This window comes from Winogradskyella jejuensis (assembly GCF_900129745.1).
Classification (GTDB): Bacteria; Bacteroidota; Bacteroidia; order Flavobacteriales; family Flavobacteriaceae; genus Winogradskyella; species Winogradskyella jejuensis.
This window is the reverse complement of sequence record NZ_FQWS01000002.1, coordinates 848115-867978: the sequence shown is the minus strand read 5'-3', so window position 1 is coordinate 867978 and position 19864 is coordinate 848115. Positions and strand designations below refer to the sequence as shown.

Annotated in this window: 22 protein-coding genes; 9 read left to right on the top strand and 13 right to left on the bottom strand. The window is 34.0% G+C overall.

The window, feature by feature from the left end; genetic code table 11:
- Positions 1-79 precede the first annotated feature (79 nt).
- From BUB95_RS11790 to BUB95_RS11760, 7 genes are all read right to left on the bottom strand, one after another.
- On the bottom strand, positions 80-463 hold the full coding sequence (locus BUB95_RS11790) for a nuclear transport factor 2 family protein (protein WP_073086702.1): 384 nt from the start codon (positions 461-463) through the stop codon (positions 80-82).
- 2 nt (positions 464-465) lie between these two features.
- On the bottom strand, positions 466-1407 hold the full coding sequence (locus BUB95_RS11785) for a UDP-3-O-(3-hydroxymyristoyl)glucosamine N-acyltransferase (protein WP_073086700.1): 942 nt from the start codon (positions 1405-1407) through the stop codon (positions 466-468).
- Positions 1408-1469: 62 nt separating this feature from the next.
- A complete protein-coding gene (gene efp / locus BUB95_RS11780) occupies positions 1470-2036 on the bottom strand; it encodes an elongation factor P (RefSeq protein WP_073086698.1) in 567 nt (188 codons plus the stop codon).
- Positions 2037-2054: 18 nt separating this feature from the next.
- A complete protein-coding gene (gene lpxA / locus BUB95_RS11775) occupies positions 2055-2840 on the bottom strand; it encodes an acyl-ACP--UDP-N-acetylglucosamine O-acyltransferase (protein WP_073086696.1) in 786 nt (261 codons plus the stop codon).
- Between the two features lie 95 nt (positions 2841-2935).
- A complete protein-coding gene (locus BUB95_RS11770; protein WP_073086694.1) occupies positions 2936-4342 on the bottom strand; it encodes a bifunctional UDP-3-O-[3-hydroxymyristoyl] N-acetylglucosamine deacetylase/3-hydroxyacyl-ACP dehydratase in 1407 nt (468 codons plus the stop codon).
- Positions 4329-5357, bottom strand: coding sequence for a UDP-3-O-(3-hydroxymyristoyl)glucosamine N-acyltransferase (gene lpxD, locus BUB95_RS11765; protein WP_073086692.1), 1029 nt, complete (start codon positions 5355-5357; stop codon positions 4329-4331). The genes BUB95_RS11770 and lpxD overlap by 14 nt, the downstream gene beginning before the upstream one ends.
- Before the next feature lie 49 nt (positions 5358-5406).
- Positions 5407-6633 (bottom strand): HD domain-containing protein, encoded by a 1227-nt coding sequence (locus BUB95_RS11760; protein WP_073086689.1) that lies wholly within the window; start codon positions 6631-6633, stop codon positions 5407-5409.
- 35 nt (positions 6634-6668) lie between these two features.
- Between BUB95_RS11760 and porX the strand changes: the two genes are divergently transcribed.
- From porX to BUB95_RS11735, 6 genes are all read left to right on the top strand, one after another.
- Positions 6669-8222: a T9SS response regulator signal transducer PorX gene (gene porX / locus BUB95_RS11755; protein ID WP_073086687.1), complete on the top strand. Its 1554-nt coding sequence runs from the start codon at positions 6669-6671 to the stop codon at positions 8220-8222.
- 92 nt (positions 8223-8314) lie between these two features.
- Positions 8315-8770 carry a tRNA (adenosine(37)-N6)-threonylcarbamoyltransferase complex ATPase subunit type 1 TsaE gene (gene tsaE, locus BUB95_RS11750; protein ID WP_234969268.1) on the top strand — a complete coding sequence of 152 codons (456 nt, stop codon included), beginning with the start codon at positions 8315-8317 and terminating at the stop codon, positions 8768-8770.
- A 156-nt stretch (positions 8771-8926) separates the two neighbouring features.
- Complete coding sequence (locus tag BUB95_RS14340) at positions 8927-9070, top strand: hypothetical protein (protein ID WP_200777207.1); 144 nt, start codon at positions 8927-8929, stop codon at positions 9068-9070.
- Positions 9057-9563: a hypothetical protein gene (locus BUB95_RS11745; protein ID WP_234969267.1), complete on the top strand. Its 507-nt coding sequence runs from the start codon at positions 9057-9059 to the stop codon at positions 9561-9563. The genes BUB95_RS14340 and BUB95_RS11745 overlap by 14 nt, the downstream gene beginning before the upstream one ends.
- Before the next feature lie 63 nt (positions 9564-9626).
- The gene (locus BUB95_RS11740) at positions 9627-10826 is read left to right on the top strand and encodes an alanine dehydrogenase (protein ID WP_073086685.1); all 1200 of its coding nucleotides are present in this window, start codon (positions 9627-9629) and stop codon (positions 10824-10826) included.
- A gap of 66 nt (positions 10827-10892) precedes the next feature.
- Positions 10893-11267, top strand: coding sequence for a hypothetical protein (locus tag BUB95_RS11735; RefSeq protein ID WP_073086683.1), 375 nt, complete (start codon positions 10893-10895; stop codon positions 11265-11267).
- On the opposite strand, the gene BUB95_RS11730 is transcribed toward BUB95_RS11735, so the two are convergent.
- On the bottom strand, positions 11264-12436 hold the full coding sequence (locus tag BUB95_RS11730) for a proline dehydrogenase family protein (protein WP_073086681.1): 1173 nt from the start codon (positions 12434-12436) through the stop codon (positions 11264-11266). The genes BUB95_RS11735 and BUB95_RS11730 overlap by 4 nt on opposite strands.
- 95 nt (positions 12437-12531) lie before the next feature.
- On the opposite strand from BUB95_RS11730, the gene aroB reads away from it, so the two are divergent.
- Complete coding sequence (gene aroB / locus BUB95_RS11725; protein WP_073086679.1) at positions 12532-13605, top strand: 3-dehydroquinate synthase; 1074 nt, start codon at positions 12532-12534, stop codon at positions 13603-13605.
- Here aroB and BUB95_RS11720 read toward each other — a convergent pair.
- A complete protein-coding gene (locus tag BUB95_RS11720; protein ID WP_073086677.1) occupies positions 13602-14666 on the bottom strand; it encodes a DUF3667 domain-containing protein in 1065 nt (354 codons plus the stop codon). The two genes, aroB and BUB95_RS11720, sit on opposite strands and share 4 nt — an antisense overlap.
- 251 nt (positions 14667-14917) lie before the next feature.
- Between BUB95_RS11720 and BUB95_RS11715 the strand changes: the two genes are divergently transcribed.
- Together BUB95_RS11715 and BUB95_RS11710 are read left to right on the top strand one after the other, a co-directional pair.
- Complete coding sequence (locus tag BUB95_RS11715; protein ID WP_073086675.1) at positions 14918-15574, top strand: hypothetical protein; 657 nt, start codon at positions 14918-14920, stop codon at positions 15572-15574.
- Between the two features lie 136 nt (positions 15575-15710).
- Positions 15711-17000, top strand: coding sequence for a hypothetical protein (locus BUB95_RS11710; RefSeq protein WP_073086673.1), 1290 nt, complete (start codon positions 15711-15713; stop codon positions 16998-17000).
- Positions 17001-17058: 58 nt separating this feature from the next.
- Here BUB95_RS11710 and serB read toward each other — a convergent pair whose 3' ends face one another.
- From serB to BUB95_RS11690, 4 genes are all read right to left on the bottom strand, one after another.
- Positions 17059-18282 (bottom strand): phosphoserine phosphatase SerB, encoded by a 1224-nt coding sequence (serB, locus tag BUB95_RS11705; protein ID WP_073086671.1) that lies wholly within the window; start codon positions 18280-18282, stop codon positions 17059-17061.
- A 115-nt stretch (positions 18283-18397) separates the two neighbouring features.
- Positions 18398-18880, bottom strand: coding sequence for an ABC transporter ATPase (locus BUB95_RS11700; RefSeq protein WP_073086669.1), 483 nt, complete (start codon positions 18878-18880; stop codon positions 18398-18400).
- Positions 18881-18884: 4 nt separating this feature from the next.
- Entirely contained in the window at positions 18885-19076 is a 192-nt protein-coding gene (locus BUB95_RS11695; RefSeq protein ID WP_073086667.1) for a hypothetical protein, read from the bottom strand.
- Position 19077: 1 nt separating this feature from the next.
- On the bottom strand, positions 19078-19863 hold the full coding sequence (locus tag BUB95_RS11690) for a (Fe-S)-binding protein (RefSeq protein ID WP_073086664.1): 786 nt from the start codon (positions 19861-19863) through the stop codon (positions 19078-19080).
- Position 19864: the final 1 nt, after the last annotated feature.

The window sequence follows — 19864 nt, the reverse complement described above, 5'->3', positions numbered from 1 at the left end:
GAATTTTAATTCGGTTAAAAACGTTGCAAAAATAAGTTTTTTAACACGTATTACCGAAGTATTTTTTAGTAATATTTTGTTAAGCTTGTAATGTTTTTTCGTCTGCCAATTGGCTAAGCTCGTAACAACGGTAAAGCTTATTGTCTTTCACCTCCCAAATAGCAATAAAATGCGCCAAAAGATTTTCATCATTTGGGTCTTCAATAGTTTGCGCATACACATGATGACGACTTGTTACTTGGTTTCCGCTTTCAAACAAATGTGTATGAACGAACCTTAACGAGTCATAGGACGTTCTAACCCCTTCAAAAAAAGCAACAACATCGTTGTACTTTAATAATGAAAAGCCATTACTACTATTCCAATGTAATTCGCAGTCTTTATGAAAAAAGTCTTCGACTAATGTTTCATTATTGGCTACATCTGAATTATAAAATTTTTCTAATAATGACTTTGCCGACATTTTTATGATTTTAATTTTTTAATTTCCTTTAATATGTCTGGTATTTTCTTGATATATGCCATTTCTTTAAATTGAGTCCTTGCTTCTTGAGCAGGAGACCCAAAATATGTTTTACCTTCATCTGTAGTATGACCTAAACCAGATTGTGCATAAAGCACAGTACCTTTTGTAATTGTAATTCCACTTTTAACACCTACTTGTCCCCAAATGGTTACATTATCCTCTACTACTACACAACCAGCAATACCTGTTTGGGATGCTATAAGACATTTCTCGCCTATTGTAGTATCGTGACCTATTTGAATCAGGTTGTCTAGTTTAGAACCTTCACCAACGGTTGTATCTCCGGTAACGCCTCTGTCAATAGTACATGAAGCACCAATATCTACATTATCTTTAATAACTACTCTACCGCAAGATTTTAAGCGGTCGTAGCCTTCTGGTCTTTTTTTGTAATAAAAAGCATTGGCACCTAACACAGTTCCAGAATGAATTGTAACATTATCGCCAATGACTGCATCATCATAGATGGTTACATTGGCATGTATAATACAATTTTTGCCAATAGACACATTATGACCTATAAAACAATTAGGCTGTATTACAGAATTATCTCCGATACTAGCCGAGACCGATATTGAAGCTGTAGAACTTACAAATGGTTTAAACTTGTCTGTAAGTTTATTAAAATCCCTAAATGGGTCATCAGAAATTAGCAAAGCTTTACCTTCTGGACAAGCGACTTCTTTGTTAATGAGTATTATTGTAGCATCAGAATTTAAGGCTTTATCGTAGTATTTAGGATGGTCAACAAATACGATATCACCCGGTTCTACAACATGAATTTCATTCATACCCAAAACAGAAAAATCATCTGCTCCTACATAATTAGAGTTGATGATTTCTGCAATTTCTTTTAAAGTGTAAGGTTTTGGAAATTTCATATTATGTCTATCCAAGATGAAACACTTTGACTACGCTCAGTGTGACAAATCAGAAAGTTTATTTATTCTTTAATACGCTCTTTATAAGTTCCTTTTTCGGTCTCAATTTTAATTTTATCACCTTCATTGATAAATAAAGGTACATTAACCGTAGCTCCTGTCTCAACCGTCGCTGGTTTTGTTGCGTTTGTTGCTGTATTTCCCTTTACTCCAGGTTCTGTTGCAGTGACTTCGAGGATTACAGTTGCAGGTAAATCTACAGAAAGCGGCATGTTATCTTCAGTATTAATCTGAATGGTAACCACTTCCCCTTCTTTCATTAATTCTGGTTTGTCTAAAGCACTTTCGGACAATTGAATTTGCGAATAATCAGCTTCATTCATGAAATGATAGAAATCACCATCATTATATAAAAATTGAAATTTATGTGTTTCTACACGAACATCTTCAATTTTATGTCCTGCAGAAAATGTATTGTCTAACACTTTTCCTGTGGTGACACTTTTAAGTTTAGTTCTTACAAACGCTGGGCCTTTTCCAGGTTTTACATGAAGAAATTCAACAATTTTATAAATATCGTTATTATACTTGATGCATAATCCGTTTCTTATATCTGATGTACTTGCCATATTATGAGTTTAGTTTTATTAGTTTGATTTAAAGTAGCCCTTCATGATACCACGATGTGAATTCTTGATAAATTGAAGAATTTCATCGCGTTCTGAAGTCGCTTCCATTTCCGCTTCAATAATTTCTGAAGCCTGCGTATTGTTATAGTTTTTTTGATAAAGTATTCTATAAATACTTTGTATTTCTCTTATTTTTTCGGTTGTAAAACCTCTTCGTCTTAACCCTACTGAATTAATACCCACGTATGATAATGGCTCTCTTGCAGCTTTTACAAAAGGAGGAACGTCTTTTCTTACTAAAGAACCACCTGTAACAAATGCGTGATTACCAATAGAACAAAACTGATGAACAGCTGTCATACCTGCTAAAATTACATAATCACCAACAGTAATATGTCCGGCAAGTGTACTATTATTAGAAAAAATGCAATTATTACCAACAATACAATCGTGAGCGACATGACAATAAGCCATTATTAGACAATTATTCCCAATAACGGTTTTCATTCTATCAGCAGTACCTCTATTTATAGTAACACACTCTCTAATAGTGACGTTATCACCAATTTCTACTGTGGTTTCCTCATCATTATATTTAAGATCTTGTGGAACTGCAGAAATTACTGCTCCAGGAAAAATATTGCAATTTTTTCCAATACGAGCACCTTCCATAATGGTAACATTACTACCAATCCATGTGCCTTCTCCAATTACGACATTATTATGAATTGTTGTAAATGGCTCTATAACTACATTCTTGGCGATTTTTGCTCCAGGATGTACGTATGCTAAAGGTTGATTCATTTTCGTAATTTTATTTTTAATAAATAGGAGAAAATGTATCCGCCTATCAACTTACCAGATACACTAAAAAATTCTAAAGTGGCTCGGTTCATATATTATTTTACTTTTGAAATTTGTGCCATTAATTCCGCTTCTGCACATAATTTACCATTAGCATAGGCATAACCCTGCATGTGACAAATTCCTCTTCGAATTGGTGTAATTAAATCGCACTTAAATATTAATGTGTCGCCAGGGACTACCTTTTGTTTAAATTTTACTTTATCAATCTTCATAAAGAAGGTGAGGTAATTTTCTGGGTCAGGAACCGTATTTAAGACTAAAATTCCACCTGTTTGCGCCATTGCTTCAACAATTAAAACTCCTGGCATAACTGGTGCTCCAGGAAAATGTCCTCTAAAGAATTCTTCATTCATCGTAACATTTTTCATTCCTATAACGCTACTTTCAGTCAACTCAAAAATCTTGTCTATTAATAAGAATGGCTGTCTGTGTGGTAACATGTCCATGATTTGATTCACATCCATTAAAGGTGGTGAATTCAAATCTATTGTTGGTACATTATTGCGTCTTTCGTTTTTTATAATCTTAGACATCTTCTTCGCAAACTGTGTGTTTACAAAGTGTCCTGGTTTGTTTGCAATGACTTTACCTCTTATTCGAGTGCCAATTAAAGCTAAATCTCCTATAACGTCTAATAGCTTATGCCTAGCTGCTTCATTAGGATGATGAAGGGTAAGATTATCTAAAATACCGTTAGGTTTAACCGCGATTTCATCTTTCTTAAAGGCTACTCGCAATTTATCCATAGTCTCTGGTGATAATTCTTTATCCACGTAAACTATAGCATTGTTTAAGTCCCCGCCTTTAATTAAACCATGCTCCAACAGCATCTCAATTTCATGTAAGAAACTAAATGTTCTTGAATCAGCAATCTCAGTTTTAAAATCTGAAATTTTATTTAGCGTTGCATTCTGTGTGCCTAAAACCTTTGTACCAAAGTCTACCATCGTAGTGACTTGGTAGCTGTTGGAAGGCATTAATATAATTTCACTTCCTGATTCCTCATCAGTGTATGAAACGACTTCGGTCACCACATACTCTTCTCGGTTAGCATCTTGTTCTACAATACCAGCTTTTTCTAGTGCTTCTATAAAAAACTTTGAAGAGCCATCCATTATAGGTGGCTCAGAAGCATTTAGTTCTATCACTGCATTGTCTATATCTAAACCAACTAGAGCTGCTAATACATGTTCACAAGTTTGAATAGTAACACCATTCTTTTCTAGACAGGTTCCTCTTTGTGTATTAGTCACATAGTTAGCATCAGCCTCAATCTTTGGACGTCCTTCTAAATCAACACGCTCAAATACAAACCCTGAATTTGGTGCTCCAGATTTAAAAACTAAAGTAACGTTGTCACCTGTATGAAGCCCAACACCTTCTAAGCTGACTTCATTTTCAATAGTCTTTTGCTTTATATCGGTTTTAACTATTGCCATCTATTTTCTTTTCTAAATCGTTTATATTTTTTACAATCTTTGGCAAGTTCTTAAAGTGAACGTAAGATTTGTTGTAGTCACCGTAACCTAATGCAGGTGAGCCCTGTAATACTTCGTTGTCTTTAATACTTCTACCAATACCTGATTGTGCTTGTATTTTTACATTGTTACCAATAGTAATGTGCCCAACAATACCAACTTGACCACCAATTTGACAATTCTCGCCAATCTTTGTAGAACCTGCTATACCAGTTTGTGCGGCAATAACAGTGTTTTTACCAATCTCAACGTTATGAGCTATTTGTATTTGGTTATCGAGCTTCACGCCTTTTCTGATAATGGTTGAGCCTAATGTTGCTCTATCTATGGTTGTCCCTGCACCAATATCTACATTGTCTTCTAAAATCACATTACCAATTTGTGGAACTTTAGAATACTCTCCCTTTTCATCTGGAGCAAAACCAAAACCGTCAGCACCAATAATTGCACCAGAATTAATGACACAATTGTTACCTATAATACATTCTGAATATATTTTTCCGCCAGAAAAAACAATACTGTTGTCTCCGATAGTAACATTATCACCGATATAAGAATTAGGAAATACCTTAACATTATCACCTAATTTTACATTATCGCCTATATAAGAAAAAGCACCTATATAATTATTATCTCCAATTGATGCAGAATCTGATATAAATGAAGGATTTTCAATTCCTGATTTATTAAGTTTTATCTGATTGTAGTATTCCAAAAGCTTTGTGAATGCTTTATAAGCATCATCTACTTTTATGAGTGTAGTATCTAAAGCTTCTTCAGTTTCAAAATCTGAATTAACTATAGTTATAGACGCCTTAGTAGAATATATATATGACTTATATTTTGGATTTGCTAAGAATGTCAGTGTACCTTCTGTACCTTCTTCAATCTTGGCTAATTGAGATACCTCGATATTTGGGTCACCAATAACGGTTCCTTCTAAAATGCCGGCAATCTGTTCTGCTGTAAATTTCAACTGTTTTGTTTAAGCTAATGGTTGGTCTGGCAAAAATAGAAAAAATGTCTTACATTTTGTTTTTAGGGTAACAGATATAATATTTAGTTACTGGTTTGCTCAAGGCCTTAAGGTTTAATTGGTCTGAAGCCTTAATAATATCTTTTACTTTTCCTGTTTTCAACAAAATCTTAATCTGTTCTTTTGATTTTTTATAAGCCTGATTAGTAATTTCTCCGTTAAACACAAAATAGCTAGCTTCAGACTTTGTGATAGAATACTCAGCCATTAGTGCTTCTTTATGTGCTTTTAAATTTGATTGTTTTACGGGGTTATTTTTCAACTTTATACGAAGCAAATCACGATTAATAATAATATCGCACAAGTTTCTCAATACAAAGTCCTCATGGTATTGCCAAGCCTTCATAGCTGAAACAATATCGTAATCGTCTAAACGTGAAAATATCTCAAGGCTTTCATCATTAAAATTCGAAAGATTAATAGTATGACTCAAAAAATATTTGAGAGGCTCGCTAGCACCTAGTTGCACTCCATTTTCCACTAATTCTTTTGCGCGTCTTAATACACGTGTAAGCATCTGCTCTGCAACAAGACCTGTTTTGTGCAAATACACTTGCCAATACATAAAACGTCTCGCAATAAGGAATTTTTCGACACTATAAATTCCTTTTTCTTCAATTAGCAATTCGTCATCAACAACAGTAAGCATTGTTATTAGACGTTCACTATTAATATTACCTTCAGCAACACCAGTATAAAAACTATCACGTTTTAAATAATCGGCACGATCCATATCTAACTGACTTGAAATTAACTGGCACATAAAGCGTCTTTGATATTCCCCTTTGAATATTTGAATGGCTAAGGTTAAACTTCCGTTAAATTCTACATTTAACTTTTCCATAAAATAGAGTGAAATCTCCTCATGAGATATGCCATTAACAATACTATGTTCCATAGCATGAGAGAAAGGTCCATGGCCAATATCATGCAATAAAATAGCTACATAAAGCGCTGTTTCTTCATCTTCAGAGATTGTAACACCCTTAAAACGAAGTACATTCACCGCTTTTTGCATTAAATGCATACTTCCTAGTGCATGATGGAATCTTGTGTGATGTGCTCCAGGATATACCAAATAAGACATTCCCATCTGGCTAATACGTCGCAATCGTTGGAAATATTTATGCTCTATTAAATCAAAAATAAGCGTATTAGGGATTGTAATAAAACCGTAAATTGGGTCGTTAAATATTTTAAGTTTGTTATTTGGCAAACGTCTAAATTTTATTAATCAGAAAACAAATATACATGAACACTATAAATATCCTTTGGGTTGACGACGAAATTGACCTTTTAAAGCCTCATATTCTATTCTTAGAAAAAAAGGAATACAACGTCACGACCTGTCAAAGTGGTACTGAAGCTCTAGAAACTATTGGAGACACCAACTTTGATATTGTGTTCTTAGATGAAAATATGCCTGGATTAACGGGGCTTGAAACTCTATCTGAACTCAAAGAGCGTCGACCGAATCTTCCGGTAGTTATGATTACCAAAAGTGAGGAAGAATATATTATGGAAGAGGCCATTGGAAGTAAAATTGCCGATTACTTAATTAAACCTGTAAATCCTAATCAGATTTTATTGAGTTTAAAGAAGAATTTAGACCACTCACGTCTCATATCTGAAAAAACAACTTCAAATTACCAACAAGAGTTCAGAAAAATAGCCATGGACTTATCTATGGTTAACACTTTTGAAGAATGGGCGGATTTGTACCAGAAATTAATTTACTGGGAATTAGAACTCGAAGATATTGAAGATGTTGGCATGACAGATATTTTAGAATCTCAAAAAAACGAAGCCAATTCTCAGTTTGGTAAATTTATCGAAAAGAACTATACAGATTGGTTTCTACCAAATGCTGATGCACCGTTAATGTCTCACAATCTCTTCAAAGAAAAAGTAGTTCCTGAGCTTTCAGATAAGCAACCTACGCTTCTCGTAGTGATTGATAATTTAAGATATGACCAATGGCGTGCTTTTGAGCCTATTGTGAATAATTATTATAAAAAAGTATCTGAAACTTCTTTTTACAGTATTCTACCTACTGCGACGCAATATGCGCGTAATGCTATATTTTCTGGGTTAATGCCTAGCGATATGGAAAAATTATATCCACAATATTGGAAAAACGACACAGACGAAGGAGGCAAAAACTTACACGAAGAAGATTTTTTAAGAGAACAACTAAAGCGTTTAGGCTTAACTCATGTTAGCTACGAATATCATAAAATAACAAGTTTAAAATCCGGAAAGAAGCTTGTTGAGAATTTTAAGAGTTTAAAAGATAATGACTTAAATGTAGTTGTTTACAACTTTGTAGATATGCTTTCTCACTCTAAAACTGAAATGGAAGTCGTAAAAGAATTAGCATCAAATGATAAGGCATACCGTTCTTTGACCCAAAGTTGGTTTAAAAATTCGCCATTATTAGAAATGATACAATTATCACAACAGTTAGGGTTTAAACTCATATTAACTACAGACCACGGTACTATAAACGTAAAAGCTCCAACAAAAGTTATTGGTGATAGAGATACGAGTCTTAACCTTAGGTATAAAACTGGTCGAAGCTTAACGTATAACGACAAAGACGTTTTGGCAATAAAAGACCCAAAATCAATTCATTTGCCATCAATAACGATGAGTAGCTCCTTTATATTTGCTAAAAACGACTTGTTTTTAGCTTACCCAAACAACTTTAATCATTATGTAAGTTACTACAGAAACACCTACCAACATGGTGGTGTTTCATTGGAAGAAATGATAATTCCGTTCGTAGTTTTAGACCCTAAGTAAATCTACGTAAAGCAAAAAAATCCGACGAAATACATATTTTCTTAGGTTTTCTAACAAATTATAAGTAATATTGTCTTGCTAAATTTTTAAGCTTGATAACTAAGTCTTATACATATCATTTAGACCAAATAGAATCTGTTGCTTTGGATTTGCTTCCAAAGTTAAACTCAAAAATGGTAGTCTTCAATGGCGAAATGGGTGCTGGTAAAACCACACTAATAAAAGCATTAGTAAAGGCGATGGGAAGTGAGGATGCCGTAAATAGCCCCACTTTTTCAATAGTAAATGAATATTTAATACCTAATGATAAAGTTTACCACTTCGATTTTTACAGAATAGAATCTATCGAAGAAGCTTATAATTTTGGAATTGAAGATTATTTTTCCTCTAACCATTGGTTATTTATAGAATGGGCTGAACGAGTAGAAGAATTAATTCTTGATGATATATGCTTAATAGACATTAGTATACTTAACCCAACTGAAAGAACCCTCAAATTAACCATAGAAACTAATAATTTAACCGAAAACATGCAATATAACAGCTAATATATAACATAGACTACTACCAAATTAGTTTTAGTATTACGGTTTTTCCGTAATTGAAATACTAAAATTCATTGGATTTTAACACACTTTGGTTTCGTAAACAAGGTAAAGCGACCTTAAATTTGTAACTAATTAATTAATTAAATCCCTTGAATTATGAAAAGTAAAAAACTAATCTTAGCTATTGCTATTTTCGGTGGTATGTTGTTCACAGCTGAAGCAACTAACATCATTGATTTAGATGGACAAACTAAAACAGAGCTTAAAAAGAAAAAGCGAAATATTGGTGGGAACGGATAAACCCAGCAAAAAGTCTATAATTATAGGTACGTTGATTGCAACCTTCATTGGTGCATCTCCGTACCTATTTTATTTGTATGAAAATGTGCCAGACACCCAAGTTTGGACAAATCAATGGTTTACCTATGATAGCCATGAATGGGAAAGTGCAAACTTTGCTATGTGGATTTTCACAAATAAATTAATCCCATTATTATTTATTTTAATTTGGTTCTTTACGTGTCGCCATTGGTGGTATCACGTTTTAATAGTGCCTATCGCGATGTATGTTTATCAAACCATAGGAATCTTTAATAGTAATCTTGAATTTATAGATAGATTTGAGTTAATATATTTAATACCGGTAATGGCCTTAATAATACCATCTATATATCTATTAAGAGCTCAAATGTTTAATAAACTTAATACGGCTGATAAAACCATGGAAGAGCTCGAGGCTGAGTTTATGCTAAAGCCAAAAACATTATGGGGCAAGATTAAGCAGTATTTTTAGTAATAAATCCTATATATTTTATTTTTATTCGTAATTTGAGTTATCAAATCAATTAATCACTCAATGAGTAAATCGCTTTCGCCATTCACAAAAGCACAATTACTTCCGCAAGAAGAAACTTTAGAAATTTTTAAGCAGAAAGGGGAACTTTTTATAGGAATTCCTAAAGAAACACACTTTCAAGAAAAACGTGTATGCCTTACGCCTGATGCAGTCTCTGCGTTAACGGCTAATGGCCATCGTGTAATGGTAGAGTCTGGCGCAGGAAATGGCGCAAATTTTAAAGACAAAAATTACAGTGATGCTGGTGCTGAAGTTACAAAAGATACCGCTAAAGTATTCTCCTGTCCTATTCTACTCAAAGTAGAACCGCCTTCTATTGATCAAATCAAGTTAATCAACCCGCAAACCATAATTATATCTGCTTTACAATTAAAAACACAATCTAAAAACTATTTTAAAGCGCTTGCGGAAAAACGTATCACAGCTTTTGCATTTGAATTTATTAAAGATGATGATGGTGCATATCCTGCAGTCAGGTCTTTAAGTGAAATTGCAGGTACAGCTTCCGTGTTAATCGCGTCCGAGCTGTTATCTAATGTTAATGGTGGTAATGGCTTGATGTTTGGCAATATCAGTGGTGTTCCACCTACAGAAATTGTTATTCTTGGCGCTGGTACGGTTGGTGAATTTGCCGCACGCTCTGCAACTGGTTTGGGAGCAAATATTAAAGTTTTTGATAATTCTATTACAAAGCTTCGTTGTTTACAATCTAATTTGAAACAACCTATTTATACATCAACGATGCAACCAAAAAATGTTTTAAAAGCCTTAAAACGTTGTGATGTTGCTATTGGAGCTGTGAGAGGAAATAACCGATCTCCTATTGTTGTGACCAAAACTATGGTAGAACATATGAAACCTGGAGCTGTGATTATTGACGTTAGTATAGATATGGGCGGTTGTTTTGAAACCAGTGAAGTTACCACTCACGACCACCCGACCTTTGATTACAATGGCGTAATACACTATTGTGTACCAAATATCCCAGCAAGATATTCTAGAACTGCCTCGGTATCAATAAGTAATATTTTTACGCCTTACCTACTCCAAATCGGAGAAAATGGTGGTATAGAAAATACCTTGAGATTTGATAAAGGTTTAAGAAATGGATTGTATTTTTACCACGGAATACTAACTAACAAATCTGTTGCAGATTGGTTTGGCTTAGATTTTAGTGACGCTAATTTGTTGATTTTTTAGTACTTCGACTGCCTGTCTAGCGTCAAGGTTGGCGCTCAGTTTAACAGTCTTATCTTATTTACATTTATGAAATTTATACAACGTCTTGGATACTATCTTGGTGGATTTTCAATAGGAATTATTATTCTTTTATTTTTCTTAAACGGAAAGGAAGCCTCTTGTGACTATGGACCTAATGCGCGTACTGTAAAAAATATTATACTAAAGAAGTTTCAGTATTCTGATGAAGTCATTAATGTAATTTCATCATATGAAATAGACACAGCTAGCGTAAGACAGCTAGTGAAGTATGGTAATGTTAATTTCTCTGAAAGCGATACAAAATCAGTGCCGTGTAAAACCTATCAAGTTGAAAACACTTATAAAGAACGTGATGTCATTTTACGCGTTAAGAATTGTAGTTTGGTGGCTACGATTCTAGATTTCAAAATCAAAAATTAAACTTTTCTACGTTTTCTTTCGGTTTTAATTAACTCTAATTCTCTATTGGTTTGCCCAGCTACAGAAGTATTTTCTTCTGCGCGTCTAATGAGGTAAGGCATCACGTCTTTAACCGGGCCAAATGGTAAATACTTAGCAACATTATAACCTTGCTCCGCTAGGTTAAAACTAATATGGTCACTCATTCCGTACAACTGGCCAAACCATACATTATTGTCGGATTTAGAAATATTTAATTTATTCATTAAATCCATGGCGAGATAACAACTATCTTCATTATGAGTACCAATAAATACGGAGATGTCCTTATTATTTTCTAATATATATTTTAAGCCATTATTAAAGTTGTCGTCTGTGATGGCCTTGGTTTCACAAATTGGTGATTTATACCCAAGCTCTTCTGCTCTATCTCGCTCCTTTTCCATATAGGCACCACGAACAATCTTCATACCTATTTTAAAATTTTCTGCTTTAGCTCGAGAATAAAGTTCTTTTAAATAATCTAATCTGTCCCAACGATATAATTGCAGTGTATTATATACTATGGCTTTTTCGGTATTATAGATTTTCATCATATCTTCAACTAAATCATCAGCAGCCGTCTGCATCCAGCTCTCTTCGCCATCAATTAATACCTCTACATCTTTTTCTTTGGCCAATTTACAGACCTCATGAAATCGGTTTACCACACGAGACCACTCTTCTTGTTCTTCAGGAGAAAAACTTAGGCCGTCTGATTTCTTTTCATATAAATAAAAACGACCAAATGCTGTAGGCTTGAAAACAACAATTGGCATAGCTTCACGCTCATCGCAGAACTTCACAATTTTTAAAATCTTTTGTAATGCATCATCAAATTGGTCTTCTGAAGCTTTACCCTCAACCGAATAATCCAAAACAGAACTTACGCCTTTGGTATACATTTTTTCAATTGCTGGTAAACAATCTTCCTCATTAACACCACCACAGAAATGGTCAAAAACAGTAGATCTAATTAAACCTTCAACTGGTAAACTAGCGTTTAATGCAAATTTAGTGACTGCCGTACCAATTCTAACTAAAGGCTCCTTGGATATCATCTTAAAAAGAAAATATGCGCGTTCTAACTCAGAATCTGACTTTAAAGTAAAAGCTGTTTTTGTATTATTGAAAAGCGATTTGTCGGTCATTTTTTAGCATTTTAAAACAAAAATAAATATAAGATGTCTTATTTTTCTGAAAAAACAGACTATTTTCACAACGTAATTCTAACTTATTAGTTTTAATGCAATCCATTAACACCAAAAATGCCATAGTTCACTTTAATTCAAATGTTTATTCTGAATTAAATTCATACATAAAGGCAGAAAAACCTTCAAAAATTTTTATCCTAGTTGACACCAATACTCATGATTTGTGTCTACCTCAATTCATGGCAAATTTAGAACCTGGATATATCCAAACTGAAGTTATGGAAATGCCAGAAGGTGAAGACCACAAAACTATAGATATTTGTATGGGTGTATGGGAAGCGATGTCGCAATACGGTGCTGATCGTAAAAGTCTTCTGATAAACCTCGGAGGTGGTGTAGTTACAGATTTAGGAGGTTTTGTGGCAAGCACATACATGCGCGGTATTACATATATAAATGTTCCAACGTCCCTATTAGCTATGGTAGACGCTTCTGTAGGTGGAAAGACTGGTGTAGATTTAGGTGTTTTAAAAAATCAAGTTGGTGTGATTAGTGAAGGAGCAATGGTACTTATAGATGTTTCATTTTTAGCAACTTTGCCACAGAGTCAAATGGTTTCTGGTTTTGCTGAAATGCTAAAACATGGACTAATTACAGACAAAAATTATTGGTATACGCTCACGCATTTAGAAGATTTAGATATTTCGGATTTAGACCAATTGATTTACGATTCTGTTATCATAAAGAACGACATTGTTACCAACGACCCAACTGAAAAAGGCTTTCGAAAAACTTTGAATTTTGGTCATACACTTGGTCATGCTATAGAAAGCTATTTTTTAGAGTATGATGAAAAAACGACTTTACTTCATGGTGAAGCAATCGCTATAGGAATGATTTTAGAAAGCTATATTTCTACTAAAGTTGCTGGTTTATCAATTGAAAGCCTTGACGAAATATCTAAAGGTATATTAAAAACATTCTCTAAGATTACGTTTAATACCGAAGACTATAGTCATATCATGAAATTGATGAAGCATGACAAAAAAAATAGTCATGGTATCATAAAATTTGTTTTGCTCGAGTCTATTGGTAAGGCTAAAATAGATTGTGAAGTCCCAAATGAAATCATTCTAGAAGCATTTGACTATTACAAATCACTCTAAGCATTTGCCAAACCAAAAACAAATAGGACACCAAACGCCGTTGGAATCATAGTCAACAAAAATATGAAAGTAATAACGCCGCTTTTAAGTAATGTGGTAAACCAGTGTCTTTTATAAAAATGCAATAATGCCATATAAAAATAGAAAAAGGTTGATAAAACAATAAGCCAGCTAATCCAGCCTGGGAATTCTTCAAATACTAAATCAACTCCTAATAACATGGCAAATACCATGAATAAAAACGAAAAGAAGTAAAAGCTAAATACCAAATGGTAGGAGTAACGCCCTCGCCTAAAATAAAATAGCTTTAACAACAATGCAAACAAAGGCAAAAGAATAAACATGGCTATTGGTACAGCATCGAACATTCGTTTTATGATGTTACCAAAACCACTACCCTTGGCAATATCTAAACTTCCTTTATAGATTTGTCTCTCAAAGTAGCCGGCATCTTCTGACATTCCCATTTCTTTAAAGATTACATCTTCTGAAGCGCCAATAGCAACAAGAGAGTCCACTTTAGATTTATTAAAACCCCAAGAAGTTTTAAGGCCTCCTAATTTCTGAGAACGCATTATGGAGTCGGTTCGAGCTAATTCCTCATCAGACATCCCAATTAGATTTTGATTCTGCTTTAGAGCATTTAATACTATTTGGTTATTAATGGAGTCCCGTTTTCGTTGTGCTTCACTGTTTTCTACCACATCTGCTTCAGCAATTTTTTTGTTTAGGTCATTAGCATCTTTGCTCCAATCATTTACCAAAAAAGAAAACAAAAAGAAAAAAATTACAGAAACAAACAAATACATGTTGCCTGGATGCAAGTATTGAGAACGTTTACCTTCTACAAAGGCTCTTGCCAGATATCCAGGCCTAAACATTAAAGGAGCGAAACTTCGTAGAAACTTAGCATCAAAAGATAGATAATTACTAATGGTATTATAAAATAACACTCCAATTGTAAGCTCTTCATTAGTTTTTTGTCCGCAGTTTGGACAAAACTTAAATCCTTCTTCAAAAGGTTGCTCACAATTTTGGCAGTTAATTTCTTTGATTTCCATGATTGACAGTTAGTAAAGCTAAAATTACAAAAATCTCCTACTAAGTTGTGACTCCATTTACAAATAAGAAGATTAAAAACTTATAATGTTACCTTAAAAGAATTCAAGTACACTAATTAAGACATAAAACAAATGCATAATTATTTGATAATAAGATACTTAAAATATTGGCACGCTAATTGGTTTTCTTTAGTCAAATAGCGTAAGCCGAAAAGCTAAATATGAGTAGGCACAATCTAAATTCTTAAATTATGAAAAAGGTAACTTTACTTTTAGCAGTAATGTTAATAGGATTAACAACTGCAACAGCAGCAGAAAAAGTGTCTGCAAACATTGAAAGAGATTTAGACATTACATCACGCTATAATTATGTACAACCTATTTTGTTCGTAGAACGTGGTGTAGAGTTCTTAATCTTTGCTGATGGTAGCTTTGATTTTAATACCGATGTATTCGGTAACTCAACAAGACCAAACTACTATCGTAACCGTCGTGGAAACGTAAACAGGTCGTTTGGCGCACCAGGAACTACGTACAGACATCGTGGAGCAAGAGGCGTAAGTATTACGCACGATTATCTTGGACGCGTAAGACGTATAGGTAATGTTTTTATTAACTATGACAGACAAGGCCGAATAAAACGAGTAGGAACAGTTTACATGAGATATCGTTTTAACCGATTGCAACAAGTTGGTAACTTGAGATTGCAATACAACCGAAGAGGGCGTTTAATTGGCTTTAGAGGATTTGTAAACCATAACAATAGAGATTGCAACATATTTCAAATAAACGATTGGAATAATTGGGATAATGATTATGATGATGACGATGATTTTTACTATTACCGCCAAAACGGGAAAGTAAAAAAGCATAAAAAGCTTAATAGACGTTTTCGTGATGACGATTAATTTCTAAAAACAATATAAGCCTGGAGCATTAAACTTCAGGCTTTTTTTATTGAAACCCTTGTAAAACCTATAGTTTAGAATTTTGGCACGCTGTTTGGTACTGTATAATTGAGTTTAATTTTAAAACCCAAATATTATGAAAAGGATTCTATTTTTATTAGCAGGTATGTTCCTCATCGGAGGCACATCTTATGCATCAACCAACACAGTAAGTGAAGCAGAAGCTTCAGTAAATACATTTGTTAGAGGTTATGGTAATTCTTTCATATTTACTGAAGGTGGTATAGAGTTTTCGGTATTCCCAGATGGGCAATTTGACTTTTATGCTAGAGCTTTTGGACCAGATGTAGCTTTTGGTGTAAGCAATAGAAACTTCAGCTTTAGTTTTAATACAGGTTACAATTATAATCCATATGTTCAGTATGATGAGTTTGGAGCAGTTATACAAGTAGAAAACACGCCTATCTTTTACGATTTTTATGGTCGTGTTAATCAGATTGGAGATATCTTCATTGATTATAATGGATTTGGTCGTGTCGCAAGAGTTGGTGGATTAAATATTTTCTATAGAGGAAACGTATTCTCGCACTATACAGGATTTATCAATGTATATAACAGAAGATATATCTATAGACCATGGCATAGATTCTACACAGTACCTGCTGTAAACTTATGTATTGTAAATACAAGACCTTACCGCCAGTTTTACACACCTTACCGTAATGTGTTTTATAGACCTTATGTAAATAATGTACGCTATGTTAATATAAACGGTAGACGTGGTTATAATGACTTTGGAAGAAGAAATAATAGAGATTACTACCGTAGATATGCTCAAACGCCGAGAAATAGCAGAGAGCGCAATATAGGAAGACGTGTACAGGAACGTAATGAGCGTTTAACACGAAGTAGAAATACGAGATTATCTTCTAATAACTCAGGCAGAAGAAATAATGTAGCTTCTTCTAGAACTAATTCTAGCAGAAATGATAGAGCAACGAGAAGTACAACTCGTAATAGAAACACTGATGCAAGTAGAACTACTAGACAAAATGATACTAGACGTGCTAATACATCAAGAAATTCTAGAACAGTTACTCAAGCACGTTCTAATAGAGATCGTAATGTAAATAGAACTACTACAAGAACTACTAGACCGCAAGCGAGTCAGAAATCCTCTAAAAATTCTAATGTCTCTAGTAGCTCAAGAACAACTAGACCTACGGTTTCTAAAAGAAGTAATAGACAAAATACATCTTCTGCTAGAAAGTCTACGGCCAGCAAATCTAACAGAACTGCCCCACAAAGACAGCAGCGTAGTGTGAGTCAAAGTAAAAGAAAATCATCTGCGGCTGTTACTAGGTCTAGCACTAACAGAAGTTCAAAATCTAGAGCAACGAAATCAACATCACGGAGACGTGGATAAATAATTTTTTTTTGATTGGTTAATTGTTAAAGCCTTCTCGAAATTCGAGAGGGCTTTTTTAATCTAATAAGTCTATATGCCTATCGTGGTACCCTAGTAAATACAAAACACCATCAAGACCAATACTAGAGATTGAGCTTTGTGCATTATCTTTTACTTTAGGTTTGGCATGGAAAGCAATACCTAAACCAGCCAAATCGAGCATTGGTAAATCATTTGCGCCATCACCTACCGCAATAGTTTGACCAATATCTATACCTTCTTTAGCTGCCAATTCTCTTAAATATTCGGCTTTTTTATTTCCATCTACAATCTCACCAACATAACCACCAGTGAGAACACCGTCTTTTATTTCAAGTTGATTTGCATAGACATAATCGATATCTAATTTTTCTTTAAGATAATTTCCGAAATACGTAAAACCACCAGAAAGTATGGCGGTTTTAAAACCGTAACTATGAAGCGTATCTACCAAACGTCTTGCACCTTTTGTAATAGGTAGACGTTCTGCTATGTCTTTCAAAACATCCTCTGATAAGCCTTTGAGTAATGCCATTCGTCTTTTAAAACTTTCATTAAAATCAATCTCTCCCTGCATAGCAGACTCAGTAATGGCTTTTACTTCTTCTCCAACTCCAGCTAATTCAGCGAGCTCATCAATCACTTCGGTTTGGATTAAAGTCGAATCCATATCAAAGCATACTAAACGTCTATTTCTCCTAAAGATATTATCTTCTTGAAATGCAATATCTACATCTAAATCACTAGAAAGTTCAAGAAATTTTTCAGTTAATTCGGTTTTGCACTGAATCTTACCTCGTATTGATAATTGGATAGACGCTCTAGGGTATTCTTCATTTCTTACTAAAGACAAACGACCTGTCAATCTTTTTATAGAATCTATATTCAATCCTTTCTCAGAAATAACACTAGTCACTTTAGAAATTTGCTCAGCCGTTAATTTTTCACCTAAAATTGTAATGATATAGCGGTCTTTCCCTTGGAGATTAACCCATTTCTCATAGTCTTCCAAAGATATCGGTGTAAATTTTGTAGTAATACCCAACTCATAAGCTTTGAACAATAAATCTTTTTGTACTGCAGATGATTTTGCCCCAGATTCAATTTCAAACATCATGCCTAATGATAGTGTATCATGAATGTTAGCTTGTCCAATATCCAAAATTTTTGCACCATATTCTGCCAAAACACTTGTCAGTCCTGATGTTAAACCAGGCTTATCTTGACCTGAAATATTGAGTAGAAAGATATCCGTTTTCAAAAAAGAGAATTTAAAATTTACGAGATGTAAATATGCTCAATCTCATCCAATTAGTAAAATAATTGGAGATGCTAAATTGATAAAAATAATTTGAAATTAGTGAGAAATCAATAAACTATAGAAAACGACTGTGCCAACTTTCGCTTGCAGGGACTTCCCAATTTTCTTTAAATTCCGCAATATTAGTCACTAAATTATTGAAAACAATAGTGTTTTTAGATACTGCCTTTTGCTTAGCCATTTTCTTAAAGTCAAGAAGTGACTTGTGGGCAATAAACTCACCTTGTTTATAAGACACATTCATTTTGTCCATTAAATCTACATTATAGTCTTTTTCTAATTGCTGAATAAAATGCACAGAGGCATCAATAGAGCAACCAGTGGCGGCATTAAGATTTTGATTAAGTGAAATAACTATAAAACGTTTGTATACAATTTTGAAACCCGCTTGTAAATCTTGACCATGTGCTGTCCAAGCTTTAATAAAAACCTGAAGCTTCGCTTCTATCTCTTTAATTTCAACCTCGGAAAATGAACGATTGGCTTGGTAAATCCAAACTCTAGATTCTTCGGGAAGTGTATCAAAATCTACTAACATCTATTTATTCTTTAGATTTTTTATTCATGTAATAATAACGCAATGCGCCTGTAGCTGCGAAAAATAAAAACCAAATAGGTATCCATTTGTAATTAATCATTCCGTTTTTAAAGTAACTGATAACTAAAAGTACAAGCGTAAACATAACGCCATTCCGTAAGGCAACTTTGAGCATCTGTTTATCTGATGCATTCATTTTATAATGAATTTGCTAAAACTTCCGCCACATCAAGAACAGTAACAGTGTCTTCTTTTTCTTTGGCTTTAATTCCGTCTGTCATCATGGTATTACAGTATGGACAACCTGTAGCAATAATATCTGGAGTAGTTTCTAAAGCCTGCTCTGTTCTTAGAATGTTAACGTCCTTATCTCCTTTTTCGGGTTCTTTAAACATTTGTGCGCCACCTGCACCACAGCATAAGGCAAAACGCTTATTTTTTTTCATTTCTACCAAATTAGCATTGGTATTTCGCAATACACTTCGAGGTGCGTGAAACTCACTATTTGCACGCCCCAAATAACATGGGTCATGGAACGTGATACGTTTTCCTTTATAAGTATCACCTTTGACAGATAATCGCCCTGCATCTATTAATTGTTTTATGTACTGCGTATGATGTACAACATCGTAAACACCACCCAAACTTGGGTATTCATTTTTAATGCAATTAAACGAATGTGGGTCACAGGTTACAATACGCTTTATTTCATAAGCATTTAAAACCTCGATATTCATCATAGCTTGCATCTGAAATAAAAACTCATTTCCTGCGCGCTTGGCAACGTCTCCAGTATTACTTTCTTCGGCACCTAAAACGGCAAATTCTACGCCTGCATTATTTAAAAGCTTTACGAAGGCTTTGGTGATTTTTTTTGCTCTATCGTCATAACTACCAGCAGAACCTACCCAAAATAAAACTTCTGGTTGCTTGCCTTCTGCCATGTATTCTGCCATTGTTTTTACTTGTAATTGCTCGCTCATC

Excerpts from the sequence above, each read along its gene's own strand:
- BUB95_RS11790 (WP_073086702.1), bottom strand. The coding sequence starts at position 463 with ATGTCGGCAAAGTCATTATTAGAAAAATTTTATAATTCAGATGTAGCC.
- BUB95_RS11785 (WP_073086700.1), bottom strand. The coding sequence starts at position 1,407 with ATGAAATTTCCAAAACCTTACACTTTAAAAGAAATTGCAGAAATCATC.
- efp (WP_073086698.1), bottom strand. The coding sequence starts at position 2,036 with ATGGCAAGTACATCAGATATAAGAAACGGATTATGCATCAAGTATAAT.
- lpxA (WP_073086696.1), bottom strand. The coding sequence starts at position 2,840 with ATGAATCAACCTTTAGCATACGTACATCCTGGAGCAAAAATCGCCAAG.
- BUB95_RS11770 (WP_073086694.1), bottom strand. The coding sequence starts at position 4,342 with ATGGCAATAGTTAAAACCGATATAAAGCAAAAGACTATTGAAAATGAA.
- porX (WP_073086687.1), top strand. The coding sequence starts at position 6,669 with ATGAACACTATAAATATCCTTTGGGTTGACGACGAAATTGACCTTTTA.
- BUB95_RS14340 (WP_200777207.1), top strand. The coding sequence starts at position 8,927 with ATGAAAAGTAAAAAACTAATCTTAGCTATTGCTATTTTCGGTGGTATG.
- BUB95_RS11740 (WP_073086685.1), top strand. The coding sequence starts at position 9,627 with ATGAGTAAATCGCTTTCGCCATTCACAAAAGCACAATTACTTCCGCAA.
- BUB95_RS11735 (WP_073086683.1), top strand. The coding sequence starts at position 10,893 with ATGAAATTTATACAACGTCTTGGATACTATCTTGGTGGATTTTCAATA.
- BUB95_RS11730 (WP_073086681.1), bottom strand. The coding sequence starts at position 12,436 with ATGACCGACAAATCGCTTTTCAATAATACAAAAACAGCTTTTACTTTA.
- aroB (WP_073086679.1), top strand. The coding sequence starts at position 12,532 with ATGCAATCCATTAACACCAAAAATGCCATAGTTCACTTTAATTCAAAT.
- BUB95_RS11720 (WP_073086677.1), bottom strand. The coding sequence starts at position 14,666 with ATGGAAATCAAAGAAATTAACTGCCAAAATTGTGAGCAACCTTTTGAA.
- BUB95_RS11715 (WP_073086675.1), top strand. The coding sequence starts at position 14,918 with ATGAAAAAGGTAACTTTACTTTTAGCAGTAATGTTAATAGGATTAACA.
- BUB95_RS11710 (WP_073086673.1), top strand. The coding sequence starts at position 15,711 with ATGAAAAGGATTCTATTTTTATTAGCAGGTATGTTCCTCATCGGAGGC.
- BUB95_RS11700 (WP_073086669.1), bottom strand. The coding sequence starts at position 18,880 with ATGTTAGTAGATTTTGATACACTTCCCGAAGAATCTAGAGTTTGGATT.
- BUB95_RS11695 (WP_073086667.1), bottom strand. The coding sequence starts at position 19,076 with ATGAATGCATCAGATAAACAGATGCTCAAAGTTGCCTTACGGAATGGC.
- BUB95_RS11690 (WP_073086664.1), bottom strand. The coding sequence starts at position 19,863 with ATGAGCGAGCAATTACAAGTAAAAACAATGGCAGAATACATGGCAGAA.